18 protein-coding genes and 1 pseudogene are annotated in these 22052 nt (G+C 34.8%); 15 read left to right on the top strand and 4 right to left on the bottom strand.

The window, feature by feature from the left end:
- Window positions 1-199 precede the first annotated feature (199 nt).
- From FLAVO9AF_RS07455 to ric, 4 genes are all read right to left on the bottom strand, one after another.
- The gene (locus tag FLAVO9AF_RS07455) at window positions 200-634 is read right to left on the bottom strand and encodes an Rrf2 family transcriptional regulator (protein ID WP_159686520.1); all 435 of its coding nucleotides are present in this window, start codon (window positions 632-634) and stop codon (window positions 200-202) included.
- Between the two features lie 26 nt (window positions 635-660).
- Window positions 661-1113, bottom strand: coding sequence for a CopD family protein (locus FLAVO9AF_RS07450; protein ID WP_159690950.1), 453 nt, complete (start codon window positions 1111-1113; stop codon window positions 661-663).
- On the bottom strand, window positions 1107-2318 hold the full coding sequence (locus tag FLAVO9AF_RS07445; RefSeq protein ID WP_159686517.1) for a hypothetical protein: 1212 nt from the start codon (window positions 2316-2318) through the stop codon (window positions 1107-1109). The genes FLAVO9AF_RS07450 and FLAVO9AF_RS07445 overlap by 7 nt, the downstream gene beginning before the upstream one ends.
- 68 nt (window positions 2319-2386) lie before the next feature.
- Window positions 2387-3118 carry an iron-sulfur cluster repair di-iron protein gene (gene ric / locus FLAVO9AF_RS07440; protein ID WP_201296284.1) on the bottom strand — a complete coding sequence of 244 codons (732 nt, stop codon included), beginning with the start codon at window positions 3116-3118 and terminating at the stop codon, window positions 2387-2389.
- A gap of 259 nt (window positions 3119-3377) precedes the next feature.
- Here ric and FLAVO9AF_RS07435 point away from each other — a divergent pair, with 259 nt between their 5' ends.
- The 15 genes and pseudogenes from FLAVO9AF_RS07435 (at window position 3378) to FLAVO9AF_RS07365 (ending at window position 22047) form a co-directional block, all read left to right on the top strand.
- On the top strand, window positions 3378-3812 hold the full coding sequence (locus FLAVO9AF_RS07435) for a cytochrome c (RefSeq protein ID WP_159686515.1): 435 nt from the start codon (window positions 3378-3380) through the stop codon (window positions 3810-3812).
- Between the two features lie 106 nt (window positions 3813-3918).
- Entirely contained in the window at window positions 3919-5253 is a 1335-nt protein-coding gene (locus FLAVO9AF_RS07430; protein ID WP_159686513.1) for a cbb3-type cytochrome c oxidase subunit I, read from the top strand.
- Window positions 5254-5497: 244 nt separating this feature from the next.
- A complete protein-coding gene (locus FLAVO9AF_RS07425) occupies window positions 5498-6289 on the top strand; it encodes a CbbQ/NirQ/NorQ/GpvN family protein (protein WP_159686510.1) in 792 nt (263 codons plus the stop codon).
- 124 nt (window positions 6290-6413) lie between these two features.
- Entirely contained in the window at window positions 6414-8189 is a 1776-nt protein-coding gene (locus FLAVO9AF_RS07420) for a nitric oxide reductase activation protein NorD (RefSeq protein ID WP_159686508.1), read from the top strand.
- Window positions 8190-8196: 7 nt separating this feature from the next.
- Window positions 8197-9162 carry a DUF438 domain-containing protein gene (locus tag FLAVO9AF_RS07415; RefSeq protein WP_159686506.1) on the top strand — a complete coding sequence of 322 codons (966 nt, stop codon included), beginning with the start codon at window positions 8197-8199 and terminating at the stop codon, window positions 9160-9162.
- 74 nt (window positions 9163-9236) lie between these two features.
- Window positions 9237-9818 carry a cytochrome c oxidase subunit 3 gene (locus FLAVO9AF_RS07410; RefSeq protein ID WP_159686503.1) on the top strand — a complete coding sequence of 194 codons (582 nt, stop codon included), beginning with the start codon at window positions 9237-9239 and terminating at the stop codon, window positions 9816-9818.
- A gap of 370 nt (window positions 9819-10188) precedes the next feature.
- Window positions 10189-11673 (top strand): copper-containing nitrite reductase, encoded by a 1485-nt coding sequence (gene nirK / locus FLAVO9AF_RS07405; protein WP_159686500.1) that lies wholly within the window; start codon window positions 10189-10191, stop codon window positions 11671-11673.
- Window positions 11674-11764: 91 nt separating this feature from the next.
- Window positions 11765-12088 (top strand): annotated as a pseudogene (locus tag FLAVO9AF_RS07400) (cytochrome c); the annotation flags it as partial.
- 26 nt (window positions 12089-12114) lie between these two features.
- Window positions 12115-12885: a formylglycine-generating enzyme family protein gene (locus FLAVO9AF_RS07395; protein WP_159686494.1), complete on the top strand. Its 771-nt coding sequence runs from the start codon at window positions 12115-12117 to the stop codon at window positions 12883-12885.
- A 27-nt stretch (window positions 12886-12912) separates the two neighbouring features.
- On the top strand, window positions 12913-13545 hold the full coding sequence (locus FLAVO9AF_RS07390; protein ID WP_159686491.1) for an SCO family protein: 633 nt from the start codon (window positions 12913-12915) through the stop codon (window positions 13543-13545).
- A 554-nt stretch (window positions 13546-14099) separates the two neighbouring features.
- Complete coding sequence (locus FLAVO9AF_RS07385) at window positions 14100-15368, top strand: alginate export family protein (RefSeq protein ID WP_159686488.1); 1269 nt, start codon at window positions 14100-14102, stop codon at window positions 15366-15368.
- Window positions 15369-15470: 102 nt separating this feature from the next.
- Window positions 15471-16943 carry a nitrate/nitrite transporter gene (locus FLAVO9AF_RS07380; protein WP_159686485.1) on the top strand — a complete coding sequence of 491 codons (1473 nt, stop codon included), beginning with the start codon at window positions 15471-15473 and terminating at the stop codon, window positions 16941-16943.
- A 77-nt stretch (window positions 16944-17020) separates the two neighbouring features.
- Entirely contained in the window at window positions 17021-18613 is a 1593-nt protein-coding gene (locus tag FLAVO9AF_RS07375) for a magnesium transporter MgtE N-terminal domain-containing protein (RefSeq protein ID WP_159686482.1), read from the top strand.
- Window positions 18614-18668: 55 nt separating this feature from the next.
- Complete coding sequence (locus tag FLAVO9AF_RS07370; RefSeq protein ID WP_159686479.1) at window positions 18669-19718, top strand: MFS transporter; 1050 nt, start codon at window positions 18669-18671, stop codon at window positions 19716-19718.
- Between the two features lie 112 nt (window positions 19719-19830).
- Window positions 19831-22047 carry a molybdopterin oxidoreductase family protein gene (locus FLAVO9AF_RS07365; RefSeq protein WP_159686476.1) on the top strand — a complete coding sequence of 739 codons (2217 nt, stop codon included), beginning with the start codon at window positions 19831-19833 and terminating at the stop codon, window positions 22045-22047.
- The last annotated feature ends 5 nt before the right edge of the window (window positions 22048-22052 follow it).

Genomic DNA, 22052 nt, shown 5'->3' with positions numbered 1-22052 from the left:
TTTTAAACATCTTAAGGTTGAGTGCAAAAGTTCAAGATGTGTGGTAGTGGCGTCAGCAAGGAATACTTAAAAAGATTCCCTGCAATTGTTATAGAGTCAAAAGTAATAGTGGCTAATAAGAGAAATCAAGTTTCTAGGAATACTTTCTTTTGTAGATACCCAATTTGTATTGGTTTAGAATTAGAGACATGGTAGTGAATCAATATCGTAAAAATGTATCTCCCGTTTTTAAACCCAAAGTCAATTCTTCGAGGGTGGTATTTTCTAACATATTAGAAAGATCGTTTCTGATTGATTTGAATTTTTCATGCATCGGGCAAGGATGTTCTTCGGAACAATTACTTAATCCTAAACCACATCCTCTAAAAACGCGATCGCCTTCTAACGCATTTACTATTTGCGAAAGTTTAACTTGGGACAAACGTTCTGTTGGGATTTCAAAACCGCCTCCGACTCCTTTTACAGAATCTATCAGTTTGTTTTTGGTTAAAATTTGCATGATTTTGGCCGTAAAAGCTTCTGGAGAATCTATCTTTTTAGCAATATCCTTTAGCCCGGATCTTTTGTTTTGATGCGATTCTGATGCCACAAAAATTGCAGCTCGAATGCCGTATTCAGTAGTTTTTGAAAACATAGCACGTTTTTTTACAAATTTATGATTTAATAGCCTCCAAAACGAACAAAGGAACCCAAAATTAGCATTGCAATCCCAATTATTGTAACACATAAAATATGCAAAGCCATTTCTGGTAAGTATTTTATGTTATTATTGAGTTTAGGGAGTACTTTAAATTGAGCACTCAAAGCAAAGAGTAGGGTTGCAAATAACAAAAGCAATTTAGTCGATACGATTTTTTCTATTGGTGTTGCAAATTCAAACCAATGCTCAATGGTCACTCCATATTTATATGCCATTAAAATCCCTGACAATACAAGTAATATCAAAGACAGCATGCCTATTGGTTCATACTTTTTTTCATAATTCAAAATATAGTTTTGATTTTTTTCTTTAATGGCTCGTGGTAAATAAGATGCAACCAATATCAAATGACCGCCAACCCAAACAGTAGCGCTCATTAAGTGAATAATAAGTAATAAATGATGGTTCATAATATTTTTATTTTACAAAGAAAACAATTGATAGTAACAGAAAGGATTCCTAAAGGCAAAAAAATACTTAGTGCAAAAAGTAGATGAGGATAAAATGGCAAAATTCCATTTTCTAAAAATTGCCAGATTCCTTGAAAAAAAAGTACAAGCTCTGTTGAACAAAATCCAATGATGATAAAGATTATACCTAACTTGTATATTTTAGCCTCCTGATGAAAGAAGGTGCTTTTGGATAAAAATGCAAGAATGAAAAAAGTAATTATTCCCAACATTGACAAATGAATATATCCAATTATAAAAGGCCTTATATTGTGAATTGTTTTACTCATTTCAGGGTAAAGTAGTATAACTTGTAATCCTAATTTGAACAATAAAGAAAAAAATGCCAACTGATACATTTTTTTTTCAAGTTTTGTATTGCTAATGAAATACGTTTGGATTCCCTTGGTGGGCATTTTAATAAAATAACAAATTGCAATACATAGAAAAACTACACCTAAATTATTTAAATAATACAATATAGGGTGGGTTAGGGACCAACTTATAGGTAGCGAAAATGTAAGTAGTGTTCCAAGAACAAAGCATAAGTAAAACAAATTGAAAAATTTTTTCTCTAGCTTAATGTTGCTAATTCTAAGCAGCAAAGCTATTACTATAAACAAAAACCAACCATTAAACTGAAAGTGCAAAAAAAACTGAATGGCAATTTGATAAAAGGCACTCGCTTTTCCCACTAATCCCACAGCAGGGCCTAAACACCAAACTCCTATTGTTGAAAATATCATAAAAAGTAATGCTGTGTCAAGTAGTATTTTTTCTTGGTATTTGGTGTTTTTTGTTTCTTTCCAAACCTTGTAGGCAAAGAAATAGCTACAAAAAATATGGAGTGTAGAGAAAAAAATCGATAACATTGCATAGCCTTCTATTGGGAAATCAATCATCATACCAACTACTGCAATTTCGGTTGTCCAAAATAAGCGATTAAAAACAGGTTTTTCTTGACTCTTTTTTGGAATGAAATAATGTATTATAAGACAAGAAATCGATAAATAAGTCCAGCCAAGCAAGGCAATATGAGAATGCCCATGAACTAAAAATTGAAAATTTATAGAAGGGATGGGACTAAGATACATCCACCGTAAGATTAGTCCCATTGTGGCTGCCACAAAGAAATTAATCAAACAAACAATCAACCATGATTTTTTCATAATGACTAAATACAGAAAGCCCCAAATACCATCAGTTCATGCAGGAGTAATTGGGGCAAATCAAAGAATTAAGATTGAGCTATGAAGTCTTTTTCCAGAGCAACAGCTGCCGGAAATAAAATGTTGTTTTCTAAATGAATGTGTTTGTGAAGGTCTTGTTCAAATTCTTGAAGCATAGCAAAAGTTACTTTATAAGTGTTGCAAGCATCAGCTGGAGGAGCGTAATTAGAAGTTAACATAGCAATTTTTCTAAAACGTTCTCCTTCAGTATCATGTTCATGCTTCATCATTGCAATTGGATTTTCGACTGTTCCGAAATGAGGTTGGGAGATGAGTTCATCTGTAAGTGTAGCTTGTACCATTTTTTTTATAAATGGAAATAGTATTAATTCTTCTTTTTTCATGTGTTGCGCCAATTCACCAGAACACCCAATGAATAATTCATTAATCTCGAAAAGTTCCGGATGATGTGCGCCGTGTACTTTGCAAAGTTTACTCAAAAATGGTAATAGGACTTGTGTTTTCTCTACTACATAACGATGATGTGTCTTTTCTATATAGTCAGCTAATAAATCCAATGGCCAAGATTTGAAATCAATGCTGTTGTCAGTTTTACTTTCTAAAACAGCTTTAATTTCAGCAAGTATGGTTTGGCTATCTGCGCCTTTTTTCTCGCTTGCTTCTTCGATAGTTCGATTTCCTTTGCAGCAAAAATCTATACCAAATTTTGAGAATACTGCTGCCGTTCTAAAATCTTTCGCTACAAATTCTCCTATGGTTGTGTTTTCAATGGTGTTCATAATGATATGTTTTAATTGGGTACAAATATATATAATTTTTAAATAAAAGATAAAATTATCTTTTATTGTTTTTTATCGTAAGTTATAGATTATCAGATTGGTTTTGTTTTTTTTATTATTACTAAAAAGAATATATTTAATTTATGATTTTTATCATGTTTTTACTTTTTAATATACTCTTAATTTGCTGTAATTAAATAAAAGATAAATTTATCTTTTATTGTTAATCAAAATTCAATACTAATAAAAACCATTTATTATGCTTTCAAAATCACAAGCTCGAGCATTTTTTCTGGGAGGAACTTTGGTCACCTTTTTAATCTTCATAGGATTGACCATTTATTCGTTTATGCCTAGAAATGACCAAACTAATTACAAGGCTATTACTAAACAAGTCGCCAGAGGAAAAGAACTTTGGGAATCCAATAACTGTATGGGGTGTCACACTATATTGGGAGAAGGAGCCTATTATGCGCCTGAACTTACTAAAGTAGTAGATAGAAGAGGAGAAGGGTATGTTAAAGCTGTTTTGATGTCGCCTGTACCTTGGGCTCCAAATGGTCGTAAAATGGTTGTTTATAATATGGGCGAACAAGACGCAGAGGCTGTTGTTGCTTACCTAAAGTGGATTGGTAAAATAGATTTGAATGGGTTTGACCGTGTGGTTTCACCTTTAGCGAAAGAGAATAATTAATAAATAACATAACAATTGAATTCACTATTGTAAGCAAGTTTACGTTTATCATCATTATTTGATAAAATCCGGGCAAAAATTGAATTCTAACAAGAAAAATACAAATATGAAATATCAATCACAAAAAGTAGCCTACTGGTTTTTTGCACTATGTATGCTATTATTTTCCTTACAGATTATCTATGGTTTTATAATGGGTTTTGACAGAATTGGAATCCAAGGATTGCATGACATTATTCCTTTTAATACCGCTAGAGCAGTGCATACTAATTTACTAGTAGTGTGGTTACTAACTGGTTTTATGGGAGCGGCTTATTATATTATTCCTGAAGAAGCTCAACGTGAGTTAATTAGCGTGAAGTGGGCTTACATTCAACTGATTTCATTGGCTGTTGTTGGAGTTGTAGCAATAGTAGGATTTCATTTAAACCATTGGGAAGGACGTAAATTTTTGGAGATACCAAGAGAATTAGATTTTCTGGTAGTTGTAAATGTTCTCTTATTTTTAGGTTTAATTTTGGGAACTTTATTTAAAGCGAAACGAAGAACTACTACAGCATTGGTTTTATCAATGGGATTGCTGTTTGCTGCCTTGTTGTATTTGCCTGGAATGATTTGGTTTGACAGCCAAGTAGTGGATTCTTTTTTCCGTTGGTGGGTTGTGCATTTGTGGGTTGAAGGTGTATGGGAATTAATTATGGGAGGTATTCTTTCCTATTTATTAATCAAATTGACAGGTGTTGATAGGGAAGTTATTGAAAAGTGGCTATATGTGATTGTAGGGTTAACGTTTCTTTCAGGAGTTTTAGGGACAGGACACCATTATTATTACATAGGAGTTAATAAGATTTGGTTAATCATTGGTGGGATTTTCTCTGCATTAGAACCTTTAGCTTTCTTGGCTATGGCTTTGTTCGCAGTCAATATGTATCGCAAAGGCGAAAAGAGTCATCCTAATAAAATTGCATTATTCTGGACTATTGGCTCGTCTATTGTTTCCTTTGTGGGGGCTGGTTTATTAGGTTTTGCACATACTCTTCCGCAAACTAATCTATATACTCACGGGACATTGGTTACTGCTATGCACGGGCATTATGCTTTTTGGGGTGCCTATGCTATGATAGTTTTAGCAATTATTAGTTATGCATTGCCCAATGTAACAGGTCGAAAACGATACCAAAGTAATACGGGAATGGCTGCTTTTTGGTTGTCAAATATTGGAATGTTGGGGATGACTGTTGCATTTGGAGTCGCTGGAGTGGTGCAAGTCTACTTGGAGAGAAAATTAAAAATGGAATTTATGATAGTGCAAAATGAAATAAGTATTCACTTCGTTGTATTACTCATCTGTGCGACAATGTTTACAACAGGAATTTCATTGTTTATATATGATTTTATAAAATATGGCCGCCCAACTAATGAAGCATTGATTGAACGATAGTTTTTTTTAATTGAAATTTTATAACGTTATTTTAATGATAAATCCAGTTTTAAGCCATAGGATTTAAATTTAATAAGAGGTGCAAATGAATTATTTAAGGATATAAAAGTTTTTTACTCAATAAAATAGATACATATAATATAACGATTCCATTTTTAACCGGAACGTTTGGATAATCGTTTAAGAATTTGCATTTCCATAGAGTGATTGTTCTACGTTTCGGTTTTTTATAATAATAAAGAAAATGCTAACAGATAATTTAATAAAAATCCCATATTACCAAGCTACAGGTAAAGAGACAGAAATCTTTGTTCATTCCTATAGTAACAAAATTCCTTTTTTGTTAAAAGGTCCTACAGGAACAGGGAAGTCACGTTTTATTGAGTTTATGGCACATCAGTTGAATAAAAAATTGATTACCATTAGTTGTCACGAAGAAACGTCTTCCACAGATTTGATTGGTCGATTCATCATTAAAGGAGCCGAAACGGTTTGGTTGGATGGCCCATTGACAACAGCTGTAAAAGAAGGTTCTATTATCTATTTGGATGAGATAGCAGAGGCTCGACCAGATGTTATTGTCGCTATCCACTCTCTTACTGATCATCGACGCGTGCTATTTATAGATAAATTAGGAGAGACTATACAGGCGCATAATGATTTTATGCTCGTAGCTTCTTTTAATCCAGGTTATCAAAGAGGTTTCAAAGAGCTTAAACCATCAACTCGTCAACGATTTATTGCAGTTACTTTTGATTATCCAGAACCAAAAATTGAAACAGAAATCTTAGTAAATGAAACTAATATTGACAGCGATACTGCCAAAAAATTAGTAGCTATTGGTAACAAAATTAGAAATTTAACCGAATTAGGATTAACCGAAACTGTTTCTACTAGGCTTTTAGTTGATGCGGCCAAAATCATTCAAAGCGGATTGCCTAAACGATTGTCTGTTCAAGTTGCTATTGTAGAGCCTCTTACAGATGATTTGCAAACCATAGAATCACTGAAGGATTTGTGCAATTTGATGATATAATCCCCCTAACCCTCGAAGGGGAATACAACTTTACATAAATAAATTATATTGATTAAATTTTTAACAACTTAAATCCTATTGCCTCCTGATAGGAGTTCCCCCTTCGGGGGCTAGGGGGATTATTATGGGTTTCGAAATAGATGAATACTTAGTAGGGAAGTTTTTTAAACACTTAAAAAACAGAAAAAAAATAAATCCCGGCGTAGAAGCAAGAACGGTTTTTTTGAATGATATTAAACCACGACTGACTATCATTGCCAGAGCCATTACAGGAAAATCAATTGAAATATTTCCTGCAGAAAGAGAAGGTGGTTACAAAAACAATAATTTTTTTCTTCCAATTTCATTTTCGGAATTTTTAACAGTAAAAGAGAATCTTATGTTTTATCACTTTAGAATTTTGTACCTAAGCGTTCAGCAGAGGTTGAATCTAAATTGGACATCAGATATAACTGAACCCTCCTTATTACTTTCTCAACAAAAAGCATTAGAAACTTCGGAAAGTATTTTATCCGTTTTGTTTGAAGAATTTTCAATAGAGAAACAGTTTCTTCTAAATGCAAGGAATCATTTTATTCAAAAAGCAACTGCTACTAAGCCACCTGACTTTTCTTGGCTTTATGGGAAATGGATGAAAAATGAAGCGATTATCGACAATGAAAATGAGCTTCATAATTTTACGGATGCGACAAAAAAAAACAGTACAAGTAAACCTTTGACCACTCTCAATGCGAAAGCAGTCGAGGAAGTTAATACGCTTGAAATCGATAAAAAACAACAAGAGGACTATGTCTTACTCCATAGTTTCGAAAAGGTAGAAACCGCAGAAGAATTCAATGGTAACTGGCGCGATTTCGACGGTTCAGATGAGCTCGAAGACCATCAAGATGCTTTGGAAGAATTGAATATGAAATATACTGTAAGGGTAGATGATGCTACACATTCGGTATATCAAGCTGATTTTGTAGAAAACACCAGCATTTCTGAAAGTGCTAATATCGATGAGAAAGGGTATCATCATAGTTATGATGAATGGGATTTCAGAAAGAATGCTTACAAAGACAATTTTTGTAAAGTGTATCCAAAATTGCAACTCAAAAAAAACAGTGATTATTACAAAAAAACAATTGTAAAGAATGCTTCAACTTTAATGAGTTTGCGCAAGATGCTAACGAATATTAATAATAAAATGCAACAACAAAAGCGTCAAAATCAAGGAGATGAATTGGATATAGACGCGATTACTGATTTGTTTGTCGATGTACACTCTCGGAGAACACCTTCTGAAAATATATATATATCTAGTCGAAAAAAGGACAAAGATTTGTCTATAATATTACTATTGGACATTAGTTTATCTAGTGACGGCTACGCTGCTGGAAATCGAGTGATTGATGTAGAAAAAGAGGTTTCTATTTTGTTTGGCGAAATTTTAAATGAGTTCGATATTGATTTTTCTATTGATAGTTTTTATTCCAAAACTCGCAATTATTCCACTTATTTAACAATTAAGGATTTTGATGAAAGCTGGAATATCGCCAAAAACAAAATTGGAGCAGTTGAGCCAAGTGGCTATACTAGGATTGGAGCCGCTTTACGGCATGCTGGAGTTCGTCTTGATAAACGAAGGACCAAAAACAAATGGATTATCCTGATTTCTGATGGTAAGCCCAATGATTATGATAAATATGAAGGAAAATATGGAGTGAATGATGTAAAACAGGCCCTTCGAGAACTCAACTCTAAAAATATTAATTCCTATGCATTGGCCATAGAATCAGAAGCTAAGTATTATTTGCCACAAATGTTCGGACAAAATCACTATCAAATTTTGACAACTCCAGTTGAGTTGTTGCAATCTTTGGTGAAATTATTTGAGAAAATAAAACATCAAAAATAAAATTATTATGCAAGATACACATCAAACACCAAGACTACCAGAAGGTCATCCTGTTTGGATTTATTTACAAGAAAAAAAACTAATTGAATCACTGTTGCAAGAGATCAAATATGTTAAACCGAAAAATGATTTGCTACAATTTATCAATATATTTAATCAATTGTTTACAATTGAAAAACGTTTCGCAAGAAAAGAAAATCAACTTTTTCCCTTTTTGGAGAAAAAAGGTTGGTTGGGACCTTCACAAGGAATGTGGTCATTTCATGATACCTTGAGAGAGCAGTTTCGATTGATTCAGCACTATCTCAAAATGGATAATCTAGAAAAAATAGAAGTCAATACTCCATTTTTAATCAATGGAATCAATCGATTGATGAGTGTCGAAGAGGATGTTCTATTTCCAAATGCATTAGATATCTTAACCGAAAGTGATTGGATAGAAATGCGTAGAGGTGAGGAAGAAATTGGTTGGATGTTAGCTGAAACACCCCCGTCTTTTCCAAAAATGGAATATGTGCATCCAAGCGAAGATTTTAAGGTTCGCGAAATTCCTTTTGCATTAGAAAACACTTCTCATTATGATGAAGGGTATATGACTGTCGAGCAAGTCAATTTATTATTTAGAACGATGCCATTGGATTTGACTTATGTGGATGAAAACGACAAAGTAATTTTTTACAATAGAGGCGAAGAGCGTGTTTTTCCGAGAAGCGCTGGGATTATTGGTCGTGAAGTAAAATTTTGTCATCCGCCAAAAAGCGTTGGAACGGTGCTTAAAATTTTGGAAGAATTTAGAAAAGGCACTCAAAATGAATCTTCATTTTGGATAAACCACAAAGAGCGATTAATTTACATACGTTATTTCGCGGTGAGGGATGCTAATAAAAATTATAAAGGTGTGATCGAAATGTCTCAGGATATCACTGATATTAAAAAAATTGAGGGAGAAAAACGGTTGTTGGATTGGAAATAAACCGGAAGTAAACTCATTGAATGATCGAGTCTTATTTTGGAAAGCTATGTTTAGTGGAACTTCAATAATAACTTATGGATAGATTAAAAATAAATTATCAGAATTTCTACTATCCACCGGGAGGAATTCTAATGTGGATAATCATTTTTTTGGAACTCATCACTTTTGGGATTGCATTGGTAGCATTTGCGTATTACGGAAATGAAAACACGGCTATTTTTCATCAATCAAGAATGCAGTTAAACACTACTTTTGGAATAATAAATACGGTATTTTTATTAACAAGTGGATTTTTTATGGCAAATGCTGTGCATCTATATAAGAACAATGAAATTCAAAAATCGTCAATGTTTTTTCAATTGGCTATGTTGGGAGGCGTTTTGTTCTTGATACTTAAGGGGACAGAGTATTATCAAAAAATAGAAAGTGGTATTTCATTAGATACCAATCTGTTTTATACTTTTTATTGGTTATTGACTGGATTCCATGTAATTCATGTTATCGTTGGATTAATAATTTTGGTTTGGATAAATTACTTGATGACCAAGAAAAATTCAGCTACTACACTTGAGGATGTTGAAGCAAGTGCCGCTTTTTGGCATCTTTGCGATCTGATTTGGTTGTTATTATTTCCAATTATTTACACACTTTTTTGAACATGAAAAGGAGTTTAATTTTAAGCTATTTTATATTGATTTCATTCACTATTTTTTCAGGATTGATAGCTTCTTTTAATTATAGTATTTTACCAAAAGTTGGATTAATTCTTTTCTTAAGTGTTTGTAAATTTTTAGTTGTAAGTTTTCAGTTTATGGAGTTAAAAAAAGCAAACTCGTTTTGGAAAGGCTCTTTACTTCTTGTGCTTTTTTTGTTAATGGGAATAATTCTCTTTGTAAAAATATCTTAAATAAAAGTTAATAACATGATAATTGTCAGTTTTTAATCCGCTAAAGTATTATAATTTTATGTTCAAATAAAAGACAAAAAAGTCTTTTATTTGATAACTAACTTTTAACATAAAACATTATGAAAACCAAATTAAATATTCAAAAACATTTCATCTGGTTCCCTTTTTTTATATTGGGATTGTTAATTTTTTCTTCCTGTTCCAAAAAAGAAAATGGAGTTAACGATTACCAAGATATAATAGTTGAAGGACAAAAAGAGGCAGAGTTAACCGCACCACCATTTGTACCTAAGCCCATAGGTGATAGATCCGCAACAAAACTAGTTGTGAATATGGAAATTAAAGAAGAAGAAGGCGAAATGGTCGATGGTGTAAAATATACTTATTGGACATTTGGAGGATCTGTTCCCGGAAGTTTTATACGAACTAGAGTTGGTGATGAGGTAGAATTTCATTTGAAAAACCACCCCGATAATAAAATGCCGCATAATATTGATTTGCATGCGGTGACAGGTCCTGGTGGAGGAGCGACCTCTTCACTAGTGGCTCCAGGTCATGAAAAAGTTTTCAATTTTAAAACAATAAATCCTGGGTTATATGTCTATCATTGTGCTACAGCTCCAGTTGGTATGCATATTGCCAACGGTATGTATGGTTTGATATTGGTGGAACCCGAAGGGGGATTACCTCCAGTAGACAAAGAATATTACATCATGCAAGGAGACTTTTATACCAAAGGTGCTTATGGAGAACAGGGATCTCAGCCTTTTGATATGAATAAAGCAATAAAGGAACAGCCAGATTATGTTGTTTTTAACGGAAAAGTGGGAGCAGTGGCTGGAGATAAGGCAATTACGGCTAAAGTAGGAGAAACCGTTAGGATTTTTATGGGAAATGGAGGTCCTAATTTGGTGTCTTCTTTTCATATTATAGGTGAAATATTTGACAAAGTGCATATTGAAGGGGGAGATTTGATTAACGAAAATGTCCAAACAACACTAATTCCAGCTGGTGGCTCGGCTATAGTAGAATTTAAAGTAGATGTTCCTGGAACTTTTATTTTGGTAGATCATTCTATTTTCAGAGCCTTCAACAAAGGCGCTTTGGGGATGTTGAAAGTTGAAGGAGAGGAGAAGAAAACAATTTATTCGGGAACTACACAAGAGGGAATATATCTACCAGAAGGAGGAACTATTCAAAATATGCCAAAAGAAAATGGAGCCTCCAAGAAAGTGGTAGCTAAGAATGTTCCTGAGCAAATTAAATCAGGTAAAGAATTGTACGGTAGAACCTGTTTTGCTTGTCATCAGTCCGAAGGACAAGGAGTTCCTAATGCATTTCCTCCATTGGCAAAATCTGATTTCTTAAACGCAAATACAGAAAGAGCAATCGGTGCTGTATTAAACGGTTTAAGTGGAGAAATTACTGTGAATGGTAAAAAATTTAATAATGTTATGACTAGTCAAAACTTAACAGATGAAGAAGTAGCTGATGTTTTGACATACGTATATAACAGTTGGGGAAATAATAAAACAGTGGTAACGGCTGCAAAAGTAAAAACGGTAAGAGCTAAACCAACACCAAAACCAGTTGCATCGCATTAATATTTTACAATCAATTATAATCTAAAAAAAAAAATCAATGAAAAAGTATGTTTTGACTAGCGCAATGCTAGTAATGAGTTGGTGTGGTTTTAGCCAAAATGCTGTTAAAGGAAAAGGAGTTTATGATAAAGTTTGTGTAGCTTGTCATCAGCCAACTGGGCAAGGTATTCCTGGTGCTTTTCCTCCATTAGCAAAATCCGATTATCTAAACAAAGATGTTAATCGCGCCATAAAAGGTGTAGTAAAAGGACTATCAGGACCTATTACAGTAAACGGAAAAAAATTCAGTGGAGCAATGCCTGCACAAGCGTTAAGCGATCAACAAATTGCAGATGCATTGACTTATGTATATGCAAGTTGGGGTAATAATAAAACAGTGGTTACACCAGCTATGGTAAAAGCCCAAAGAAAATAATACAGATCCAGCAAAAAAGTTTTTCAATGATATCCTTTAAAAAAATATTTATCTTCATTTTATTCTTCATTGATTATACTTTTTATGCTCAAAATGTAAAAATGGCTACCATAAATAGGGGGGCTTTTGTCCCCCTCTATGGTACAACTTCAAAAAAACCAGTACAAGTAGCTTCTTTTAGTATCGATATATATCCAGTTACCAATGCGCAATATCTTGCATTTGTAAAAAAAAATCCAGCCTATAGTCGTTCTCAAATGAAAGCCCTTTTTGCCGACAAAAGTTATCTCTATCAATGGCAAGGTGATTATAATTATGGTAAAAATAACTTGGAAAACGCTCCTGTGACTAATGTTTCTTGGTTTGCTGCCAAAAAATATTGCGAGTGTCAAGGGAAACGATTGCCTACTATGGACGAATGGGAATATGTTGCTATGGCTGATGAAAAACGTATCGATGCCCGTGCCAAAGAGGAGTTTAATAAATACATTATGTCTTGGTACGAAAAACCCAAAACCTATTTAAATCCGATAGGGAAAACCTATAAAAATTATTGGGGAGTGTATGATATGCATGGTTTGGTTTGGGAATGGACAGCCGACTTCAACAGTATTTTTCTTTCTGGTGAGTCTCGAAAAGATAAAGCTACCGATAAAAATCTCTTTTGCGGAAGCGGTTCGGTAAATGCTACCGATTTGATGAATTATGCCGCTTTTATGCGTTACGCTTTTAGGGGGAGCCTCAAGGCAAATTATACAACTAAGAATTTAGGTTTTAGATGTGCTAAAGATAAGTAGTATCCAAATCTATAAAAACGTTTCAAAATGAAATTATTGTTATTCAATCACAAAAAAACGAGGGTGTTATTGAACCGATCCTCTATTTTAGCATTACCTCTTCTATTGTTTTTTCTTTCTTTGCAAAGTTGTCAAAAAAAGGAGTCTGTTGTCAAAGAAAAACCAATTTCAGATTTGTCTATCTATAATTTGCCTTCACAATGGACCTCACAAGAGGGTCAAAATATGGAGATGAAAGATTTAAAAGGCAAAGTTTTGGTTATGGTCATGATTTACACCTCCTGTAAAGCAGCTTGCCCTAGACTCGTTGCCGATATGAGAAACATAGAAAGTCGCTTACCAAACAAAATTAAAGACAAGGTGCAACTCATTTTGGTGAGTATTGATCCAAAAGTGGATACTCCAAAACGATTAAAGGCTTTTGCAATAGAAAATAAAATGGATGCCAAACCATGGCTTTTTCTTAGGTCTTCTGAAGAGAATACCCGTGAGTTTGCCGCAGTATTAGCCGTTAATTACAAAAAAGTTTCTCCTATAGATTTCTCTCATTCTAATATTATTAGTGTGTTTAATACTCAAGGTGAACTTGTTTTTCAGCAAGAAGGGCTTGGGGTTAATTCAGATGCTACAGTGACTAAAATAATTGAGGAAGCAAAATAGTTATATTCTTATTAATTTTCTGTTTTGTAATTAAAAAAAACATTTGTTTTGTTGATTTTTACTTTTAATTAAGTACTGACTTTCAAAATATTATGAGACTTATTAATTCATTTTAGAAAACTAGAACCAACAATTATACATTGATTGATTCTAGTTTTTTTCTTTTTTTTTAATTGATGATGTTTTATTCCTTGCTATGAATAGGTCATCAAGGCTTGTGGATATAACATCGAAATAATTAATTGAATAACTATAACTGAAATGAGATTTGGTCTCAGATACACTTATTGAAATTTTGCTGGTTTAATAAATAGTAACAAATTCTCTAAAGAATAGTTATAAAGACATACTTTCTTTAATTTTTTACTTCTATTAATGTGTTGTTTAATAATGGATTATATATCCTTGGCTCAAAATATTGTTATACTTGCGCCATTTTAAATATGCATATTCATATTTTTTTTAATAAATTTATAATAAAATGATTTTTATCATAATTAAGGATAAAAACATCTTTTATCTTTGAATCGTTATAAAATCAAAAAAATATGTGTATGACTACTTTGAAAAGAATAGTACTGACTGTTTTTATAGTTGTAAATGCCAATGCAATTGCACAAGAATTTGATATAAATCTTCAATTACGCCCTCGTTTTGAATTTAGAAATGGTTTTAAAAGTCCTCTTTTAGATACAGAGGAAGCCACCTCGTTTATTGCACAACGTTCTCGATTGAATCTTGCTTTTCACCAAGAAAGATTGACCGCCAAATTAAGTGTTCAAGACATTCGAACTTGGGGCGATGCAGCTACGACGGCCACAGCAGGTAAAAATGGTTTAGCTGTTTTTGAAGCTTGGGCCAAATACCATTTTAATGAAAATTGGAGCACAACATTAGGCAGACAGGTACTTTCTTATGATAACGAGAGGATTATGGGGGGAATTGATTGGTTGCAACAAGGGCAAAGTCACGACGCAGCATTAATCAGCTACAAAAAAGAGAATAGCCTTTTGGATTTAGGTTTTGCATTAAATGCTAATGCTGAGAACTTGGTAACACCCACAACACCCTATACTACTAATTACAAAGCAATGCAATATGCTTGGTTGCACCACAATTGGACAAAGATTGGTTTGAGTTTGTTATTTTTAAACACAGGTTACGAATTTCAGAAAAGTCCAAACGATTTAGAAGTAGATTACAAACAAACTTTTGGAACGTACATAACGTTCAAAGACAAAAAATGGGATGCTAATTTTGGATTTTATGGACAAACAGGGCAAAGCGTAGGTAAGCAACTTGGTGCGTGGTATGCTTCAGGTTATGTAAATTATGCTATTGTCGATAGTTTTTCTGCAGGATTAGGCTATGAATTTCTTTCTGGTAAAGACCAAAACGATACCGATACGAAGCTAAAATCCTTTACTCCATTGTTCGGAACCAATCATGCTTTCAACGGATTGATGGACTATTTTTATGTTGGAAACCATCAAAATAATGTGGGTTTACAGGATGCTTATTTGAAATTAAATTACAAAAATAAGCAATGGCAATTTGCTTTAGTTCCTCATATTTTCAATGCTCCTAATAAAGTATTGGATGCGCAAGGCAAACAAATGGATAGCTATTTAGGAACTGAAATTGATTTGACAGCGTCTTATGTAGTGCAAAAAGATATTGTGATTTCGGGTGGTTTCTCTCAAATATTTACGTCTACTACTTTAGAGCGAGTAAAGAATGTTACCAATGCTGCTGATGCCAATAACTGGGCTTGGCTAATGGTCTCTTTTAGTCCAAGATTATTTAGTACCAACAAGAATTAAATCTAAAGAATTGATTTTCAGATTTTTTGATTAAATTAGATACTTCTAAGGTTCTTTTATTTGATTTTGAAGTTTTACCATAAATTTTATACGGCACTCTCTATGAATAATTTAGCGCAGTCACACAAAATTCTTTTTCTAAATACCTTAGCATTTACCATTTGCTTTGCCTGTTGGACACTCAATGGTGTATTAGTTACTTTTTTGGTAGATAGAGGTATATTTAACTGGAGTGTGGTTGAAGTGGGGTGGCTTCTCGGAATTCCAATTCTTTCAGGGTCAATATTTAGATTACCAATTGGTATTTTGACGGATAAATTTGGTGGAAAAATAGTTTTTTCTACTTTATTATTACTCTGTGCAATTCCGTTGTTTTTATTGCCTTTTGCTACTAGTTTTTGGAGTTTTGCCGTTTTGAGTTTTCTTTTTGGATTGGTAGGTACCAGTTTTGCAGTAGGCATTGGGTTTACTTCGGTTTGGTATCCGCAGCATTGGCAGGGTAGAGCCTTGGGGATTTTTGGAATGGGAAATGCCGGTGCCGCTATCACAACTTTTGTAGCTCCCACTTTACTTACAAATTTTTCTCAAGATAATCCTGCAGAGGGTTGGAAAATGTTGCCCGTCACTTATGGTATAGTCTTAGTCGTGATAGGATTGCTTTTCATCTTTTTGGCTAAAAATAAAAAACCAGCTGTTGAAGCTAAAGAGCTTAAAAATCTTCTAAAACCTTTACAATCGATGCGTGTTTGGCGTTTTGGGGCGTATTACTTTTTGGTTTTTGGATGTTTTGTAGCATATTCCCAATGGTTGTTACCCAATTTTATGAACGTTTACCAAACTTCATTGGTAATGAGCGGTATGTTTGCCACCTTATTTAGTTTGCCTTCGGGTGTAATCAGAGCTTTTGGTGGGTATTTATCGGATAAGTTTGGGGCACGAAAAGTAATGTATTGGGTATTGGGTTCCTCTATTGTAATCAGCTTTTTATTGATGTTTCCAAAAATGGAAATATTTACCGCAGGTCCAGGTGTTTTGGCTACCGAAAGTGGGGTAGTTACCCAAGTGAGTTCTAGTGCCATACTAATTGACAATAACGTACATACTGTAATTCCTCGGAAAACTGTTGAACATGAAAAAACAGCCATTTTACCTGAAAAAGCATCTTGGCAAGAAATTGTGGTGAAGCAGAATCAATCCGTTAAAAAGAAAGAACTAATCGCTAAAGGAATCACACAAATTAAGTTTGAAGCGAACATGTGGGTATACTTAGTTTTAGTGATTTTAATCGGAATCTCTTGGGGAATTGGTAAAGCAGCAGTTTACAAACATATTCCAGAGTATTTTCCAAATGAAGTGGGTGTAGTTGGAGGAATGGTTGGATTAATAGGTGGTTTGGGTGGTTTTTTTGGGCCCATTATTTTTGGGTATTTGCTCAGTACCACTGGTCTGTGGACGAGTTCTTGGATTTTTATTTTTGCTATTTCAACGATTTGTTTGATTTGGATGCACAAAACCATTATCAAAGCCATTCGCGTTCAAATCCCTCAATTTTCAAAACATATCGAACATGAGTAAATAAAGCCTTTGCATAAAAAGCTTAGGCTATTCAGATTAATAATTTTCAAATAGTACTAACAGTAAATAAACATCATATGAAAACATGGCTAGACAAGTGGGAACCAGAAGATAATGAATTTTGGCAAAACACCGGTAGTGCAATCGCTTGGAAAACACTCACCATTACTACACTTTCATTAATCTTATCCTTTGCTTCGTGGTTTATGATGAGTGTCATTGCTGTCAAATTACCCGGACTTGGATTTGCATTTTCAAAAGACGAATTGTTTTGGTTGGTGGCTATTCCTGGTTTAGCTGCTGGTTTTCTTAGAATCATTCACACCTTTATTTTGCCAATTTTCGGCACACGACACGTAGTAGCATGGGCAACTTTAATCAAATTGATTCCTGTAGTAGGTATTGGATTTGCGGTTATGGATACGAGTACACCTTTTTGGGTATTTGCTATTTTAGCTTTTACCTGTGGTTTTGGTGGTGGAGATTTCTCATCTTATATGCCCAGTACAAGTTTGTTTTTTCCTAAACGATTAAAAGGAACCGCATTGGGTATTCAAGCGGGTATTGGTAATTTTGGGGTGTCTTTGGCTCAATTTGTTACCCCGCTTATTTTGGGTGTTAGCCTTTATGGAGCTAGTGCTGTTTCTACCAGTATTGATGCTAAAGAGGCGCTGTCCGTTTTTCAAACTGTCGAGTCAACCAAACAAAAAGATGTATTTAGTGCATTAGAACCACAAGTACAAACCGCATTATTGTCATCTGTAAAACCTGCTGTTTTAGATTCGGTAAAAGCTACTATTGGTACTACTGATAATGCGACTCTATTTGTTGCATTACCCGCCAAAGCAAAAGCCAAAGTTATGGCAAATGCTAATCCAAAATTAGCTGAAAAAATAATGAATCAGTTGAGCCCTGATACTAAAGCTGTCGTAAATAAACCCATTTATATTCAATCGGCAGCCTTTTGGTATGTTCCATTTCTTATTATTTTATCGATTATCAGCTGGTTTTATCTCAGAAGTATTCCGATGCATTCTTCTATAAAAGAACAAATGGATATTTTTGGTAACAAACATACTTGGTATTGTACCATAACTTATGTCATGACTTTTGGAACTTTTGCTGGACTATCAGCAGCATTTCCCTTAATGATTAAGTTTTTATATGGTGATTTTCCCAATGCTCCTGATCCTTTAGTGTATGCTTTTTATGGACCATTAATTGGTTCCGCGAGCCGTGTTGCCTTTGGTTTTGTAGCTGATAAAGTGGGGGGGGCTATATTGACAACGCTGACAGGAGTAGGGATTATTGGAGGGGCTATTGTTTTAATAACCCAAGGTTTGGTAGCGCCAACTAGTTTAGAACAATTCCCAATGTTTGTTGGGGTTATATTTTTAATGTTCTTTTTTACTGGTGTGGGTAATGCAGGAACTTTTAGACAATACCCTATCATATTTGCAGATAACCAACGTCAGGCTGCAGGAGTTATTGGTTGGACGGCCGCGATTGCTGCATTTGGACCATTCATTTTTTCTAAACTTATTGGGGGTAATTTAACGCTTAATGGTACTGTTAATCAATTTTTTATAGGCCTCATTCTTTTTTGTATCTTAGCTACTATCATCAATTGGTGGTTTTACAATAGAAAAGGCTGTGAGAAACCAAGTTAGAAGTGAAACCAAGTTAGAAGTGAAATCTAAAAGTATTAATTTGTTATGCTATACAATGAAAAATAAAAATCTTAATACTAAAGCATTATTAATAGCAACAGGACTTTCCATCGTGATGATTGCCTTGGTGTTTTTTGGTTCTAGAAAATTGCAAAATTTCGATGCGGCTTTAATTACGTATTTGTTTGGAACTGTTTTCGCTTTTTTCGGAATTGTCTATCGCTATTCGGTGTGGTTGCAACGACCGCCCACTTGGATTTATTTCAAAAGAGGCATTACGTATTTGGTTACCGGAAAGGTGTTTTCTCATTTTTGGTTTGCTACCAAAGAGTCTATTGAAAATATCGCTTTTCAAAAGTTTATTTATCCTAGAGGAAAATACCGTTGGGTGGCGCATTTTATGATAGCCGTGGGCTGTACCTCTGCTTTTTTGATTACCATTCCACTCACCTTCGGTTGGATTCACTTTGCTATGGCACCCAATACCATTTCTACCTATGAAGCCTATTTCTTTGGATTTAAAGTAATGGATTTTGAACTCGATTCCATTATGGCGTTTCTAACTTTTCATGCCTTGAATTGGTCTTCTTATTTAGTAATTTTTGGGTCTTTATATTATTTAAGAAGACGTTTGACCAATCCTGGTTTGATTGCTACTCAAACTTTTGAAGGGGATTTATTGCCGCTGATTTTGTTGATAGCTATTTCAGTGACAGGTTTAGGATTGACCTATTCGTATCAATTCATGAAAGGTTTCGCTTTTGATTTCTTGGCGGTTTTACATGCCGTTACCGTGATTTTGTTTTTGATTTGGATTCCCTTTGGAAAGTTTTTTCACATCATTCAAAGACCAGCCCAAATTGGCGCACATATCTATAAAAAACAAGGAATGAAAATGGGTATGGCCGTATGTCCTCATACTGGAGAAGAATTTGCTACCAAATTACACATCCAAGACTTGAAAACGGTTACAGAAGAATTAGGATTCGATTTTTCGCATGAAGATGGTACTTCTCATTTGGATTTGAGCCCAGAAGGCAAAAGATCACGATTGGCACAAGCCCATTTGAAGGCAAGACAAGCGGGAGGGAATTTGTTTGGATAATTTCAGAAGTTAGAAGTTAGCCCTTTGACTCCGCTCAGGATGATGAGGTAAAGGATAGAAGGTAGATTTTAGAAGTAAGGAACGGAATACTGACAATTGTAAAAAATATAAAATGGCAAAATTACCAGTCGCAGAAGAAAATATTATTGCCAAGTTTGGTCCACATTTGAATTATGCTCCCAAAGATGGCTATGAAGGTAGAGATGAACCCGATAAAAATGTAAAAACCCATTGTTGTTTTTGTGGCATGCAATGCGGTATCGAATTGTTGGTCAAAGACAACAAAGTGGTTGGTTTTGAACCTTGGATGGAATTTCCATTTAATGAAGGGAGATTGTGTCCCAAAGGCGTACAACGCTATTTGCAAAACAACCACCCCGACCGATTACTCTCACCTTTAAAGAGGGTAGAAGGACAGGGATTTATGCCTACTAGTTGGGATGACGCCATGGGAAAAACGGTTTCAGAGATACAGCGTATCCAAGAAAAATACGGGAAAGATGCTTTTTCGATGCTCTCTGGTGTTTCCTTGACCAATGAAAAAAGTTATTTGGTGGGTAAATTTGCTAGAGTCGCTTTGAAAACCAAAAACTTAGACTACAATGGTCGTTTGTGTATGGTGAGCGCAGGAGCGGGTAATAAAAAAGCTTTTGGTTTGGATAGAGCCTCTAATAATTATTCCGATTTAGAATATGCTGAAGTAATTATTGTGGCGGGAGCCAATATTAGCGAAACGTTTCCGACCTTAACCCATTGGATTTGGAAAGCCCGTGATCGTGGTGCTAAGATTATTGTGGTAGATCCGCGCATGATTCCTCTAGCTAGAACTGCCGATATTCATTTGGATGTTCGTCCGGGAACGGATTCAGCCTTGTATGGAGCCATGTTGAACTATTTAGTAACGCATGATCTTTTGGATCACGATTTTATTGATAATTACACTTCTGGATTTCAAGAAACCATTGATGCAGTAAAAGACTACACGTTAGAATGGGCTGAGGAAGTAACTGGAATCGATAAGAATAAAATAAAAGCTGCCGCCGAATTATGGGGCAAAGCCAAAACCAGTTTTTTATTGCATGCTCGAGGAATAGAACACCATTCCAAAGGAGTGGACAATGTTGTAGGCTGTATTAATTTAGTATTAGCAACAGGTAGAATCGGGAAACCTTATTGTGGTTACGGAACGATAACAGGGCAAGGAAATGGTCAAGGAGGTAGAGAGCACGGGCATAAATGCGACCAATTGCCTGGAAATCGAGATATCGAAAATCCAGAACACCGTAAATATATTTCAGAAGTTTGGGGAATCAATGAAAAGGATTTACCCGGAAAAGGATTGTCCGCTTATGAAATTATAGAAGCCATTCATCGTGGTGAAATAAAAGGATTACTTTCGATTTGTTTCAACCCTCTGGTGTCTTTGCCTAATAGCAATTACGTTCGCGAAGCCTTAGAAAAATTAGAATATTATGTTTGTATCGACTTTTTCTTGAATGAAACTGCTCGTCATGCCGATATGATTTTGGCGGGTTCTTTACAAGAAGAGGAGGAAGGTACCACCACCTCGGCAGAAGGGCGCGTTATTCGTATTCGTCAAGCGGTAACCCCTCCTGGAGATGCAAGAACAGATACTTCCATTTTATTAGAATTGGCAGATCGTTTGGGGGCTAAGGATAAATTTACCTACGACAATAGTGAAGCCATTTTTAATGAATTGCGAGTAGCGTCCAAAGGAGGAACAGCCGATTATAATGGAATTACCTATAAAAGAATAGAAGATAATATGGGCATTTTTTGGCCTTGTCCTACCGAAGATCATCCCGGAACACCTCGACTTTGGGAAGATAAAAAATTTAAAACTCCCGATGGGAAAGCTCATTTTAACCCAGCACCTTATAAATTGCCAGGAGAAGTAGTCGATGCAGCATATCCCGTGGTTTTGACAACAGGTCGAGTGGTCTCTCAGTATTTGAGTGGTACGCAAACCCGAAGAATAGGAAAATTAGTCGATCAATTTCCAGAACCCTTGCTAGAAATTCATCCCAAATTAGCTCAGCAGTATGGTATCCAACAAAGAGAATTGGTGAAAGTGTCCACCCGAAGGGGAGAAGGAATTTTTCCAGCGAATATCGTTGAAACCATTAGAGAGGATACGGTTTTTATCCCGTACCATTGGTCCGGAAAAAAATCGGCCAATCAGTTAACACCAGGAACTTTAGATCCGGTTTCTAAAATACCCGAATTTAAAGTGAGTGCTTGCCATTTGGAACCTCTCAGGAAAATAGCGGGGCCATCTACAGAATCAACAGCTTATGCTAGTGTTTAATCTAT

The sequence above is a fragment of the Flavobacterium sp. 9R genome (assembly GCF_902506345.1).
Classification (GTDB): Bacteria; Bacteroidota; Bacteroidia; order Flavobacteriales; family Flavobacteriaceae; genus Flavobacterium.
The sequence above is the reverse complement of the archived record's forward strand: the minus strand, read 5'-3'. Positions and strand labels throughout refer to the sequence as shown.

Coding starts and splice junctions, on each gene's coding strand:
- FLAVO9AF_RS07455 (WP_159686520.1), bottom strand. CDS start 634: ATGTTTTCAAAAACTACTGAATACGGCATTCGAGCTGCAATTTTTGTG.
- FLAVO9AF_RS07445 (WP_159686517.1), bottom strand. CDS start 2,318: ATGAAAAAATCATGGTTGATTGTTTGTTTGATTAATTTCTTTGTGGCA.
- ric (WP_201296284.1), bottom strand. CDS start 3,118: ATGAACACCATTGAAAACACAACCATAGGAGAATTTGTAGCGAAAGAT.
- FLAVO9AF_RS07435 (WP_159686515.1), top strand. CDS start 3,378: ATGCTTTCAAAATCACAAGCTCGAGCATTTTTTCTGGGAGGAACTTTG.
- FLAVO9AF_RS07430 (WP_159686513.1), top strand. CDS start 3,919: ATGAAATATCAATCACAAAAAGTAGCCTACTGGTTTTTTGCACTATGT.
- FLAVO9AF_RS07425 (WP_159686510.1), top strand. CDS start 5,498: ATGCTAACAGATAATTTAATAAAAATCCCATATTACCAAGCTACAGGT.
- FLAVO9AF_RS07420 (WP_159686508.1), top strand. CDS start 6,414: ATGGGTTTCGAAATAGATGAATACTTAGTAGGGAAGTTTTTTAAACAC.
- FLAVO9AF_RS07415 (WP_159686506.1), top strand. CDS start 8,197: ATGCAAGATACACATCAAACACCAAGACTACCAGAAGGTCATCCTGTT.
- FLAVO9AF_RS07410 (WP_159686503.1), top strand. CDS start 9,237: ATGGATAGATTAAAAATAAATTATCAGAATTTCTACTATCCACCGGGA.
- nirK (WP_159686500.1), top strand. CDS start 10,189: ATGAAAACCAAATTAAATATTCAAAAACATTTCATCTGGTTCCCTTTT.
- FLAVO9AF_RS07395 (WP_159686494.1), top strand. CDS start 12,115: ATGATATCCTTTAAAAAAATATTTATCTTCATTTTATTCTTCATTGAT.
- FLAVO9AF_RS07390 (WP_159686491.1), top strand. CDS start 12,913: ATGAAATTATTGTTATTCAATCACAAAAAAACGAGGGTGTTATTGAAC.
- FLAVO9AF_RS07385 (WP_159686488.1), top strand. CDS start 14,100: ATGACTACTTTGAAAAGAATAGTACTGACTGTTTTTATAGTTGTAAAT.
- FLAVO9AF_RS07380 (WP_159686485.1), top strand. CDS start 15,471: ATGAATAATTTAGCGCAGTCACACAAAATTCTTTTTCTAAATACCTTA.
- FLAVO9AF_RS07375 (WP_159686482.1), top strand. CDS start 17,021: ATGAAAACATGGCTAGACAAGTGGGAACCAGAAGATAATGAATTTTGG.
- FLAVO9AF_RS07370 (WP_159686479.1), top strand. CDS start 18,669: ATGAAAAATAAAAATCTTAATACTAAAGCATTATTAATAGCAACAGGA.
- FLAVO9AF_RS07365 (WP_159686476.1), top strand. CDS start 19,831: ATGGCAAAATTACCAGTCGCAGAAGAAAATATTATTGCCAAGTTTGGT.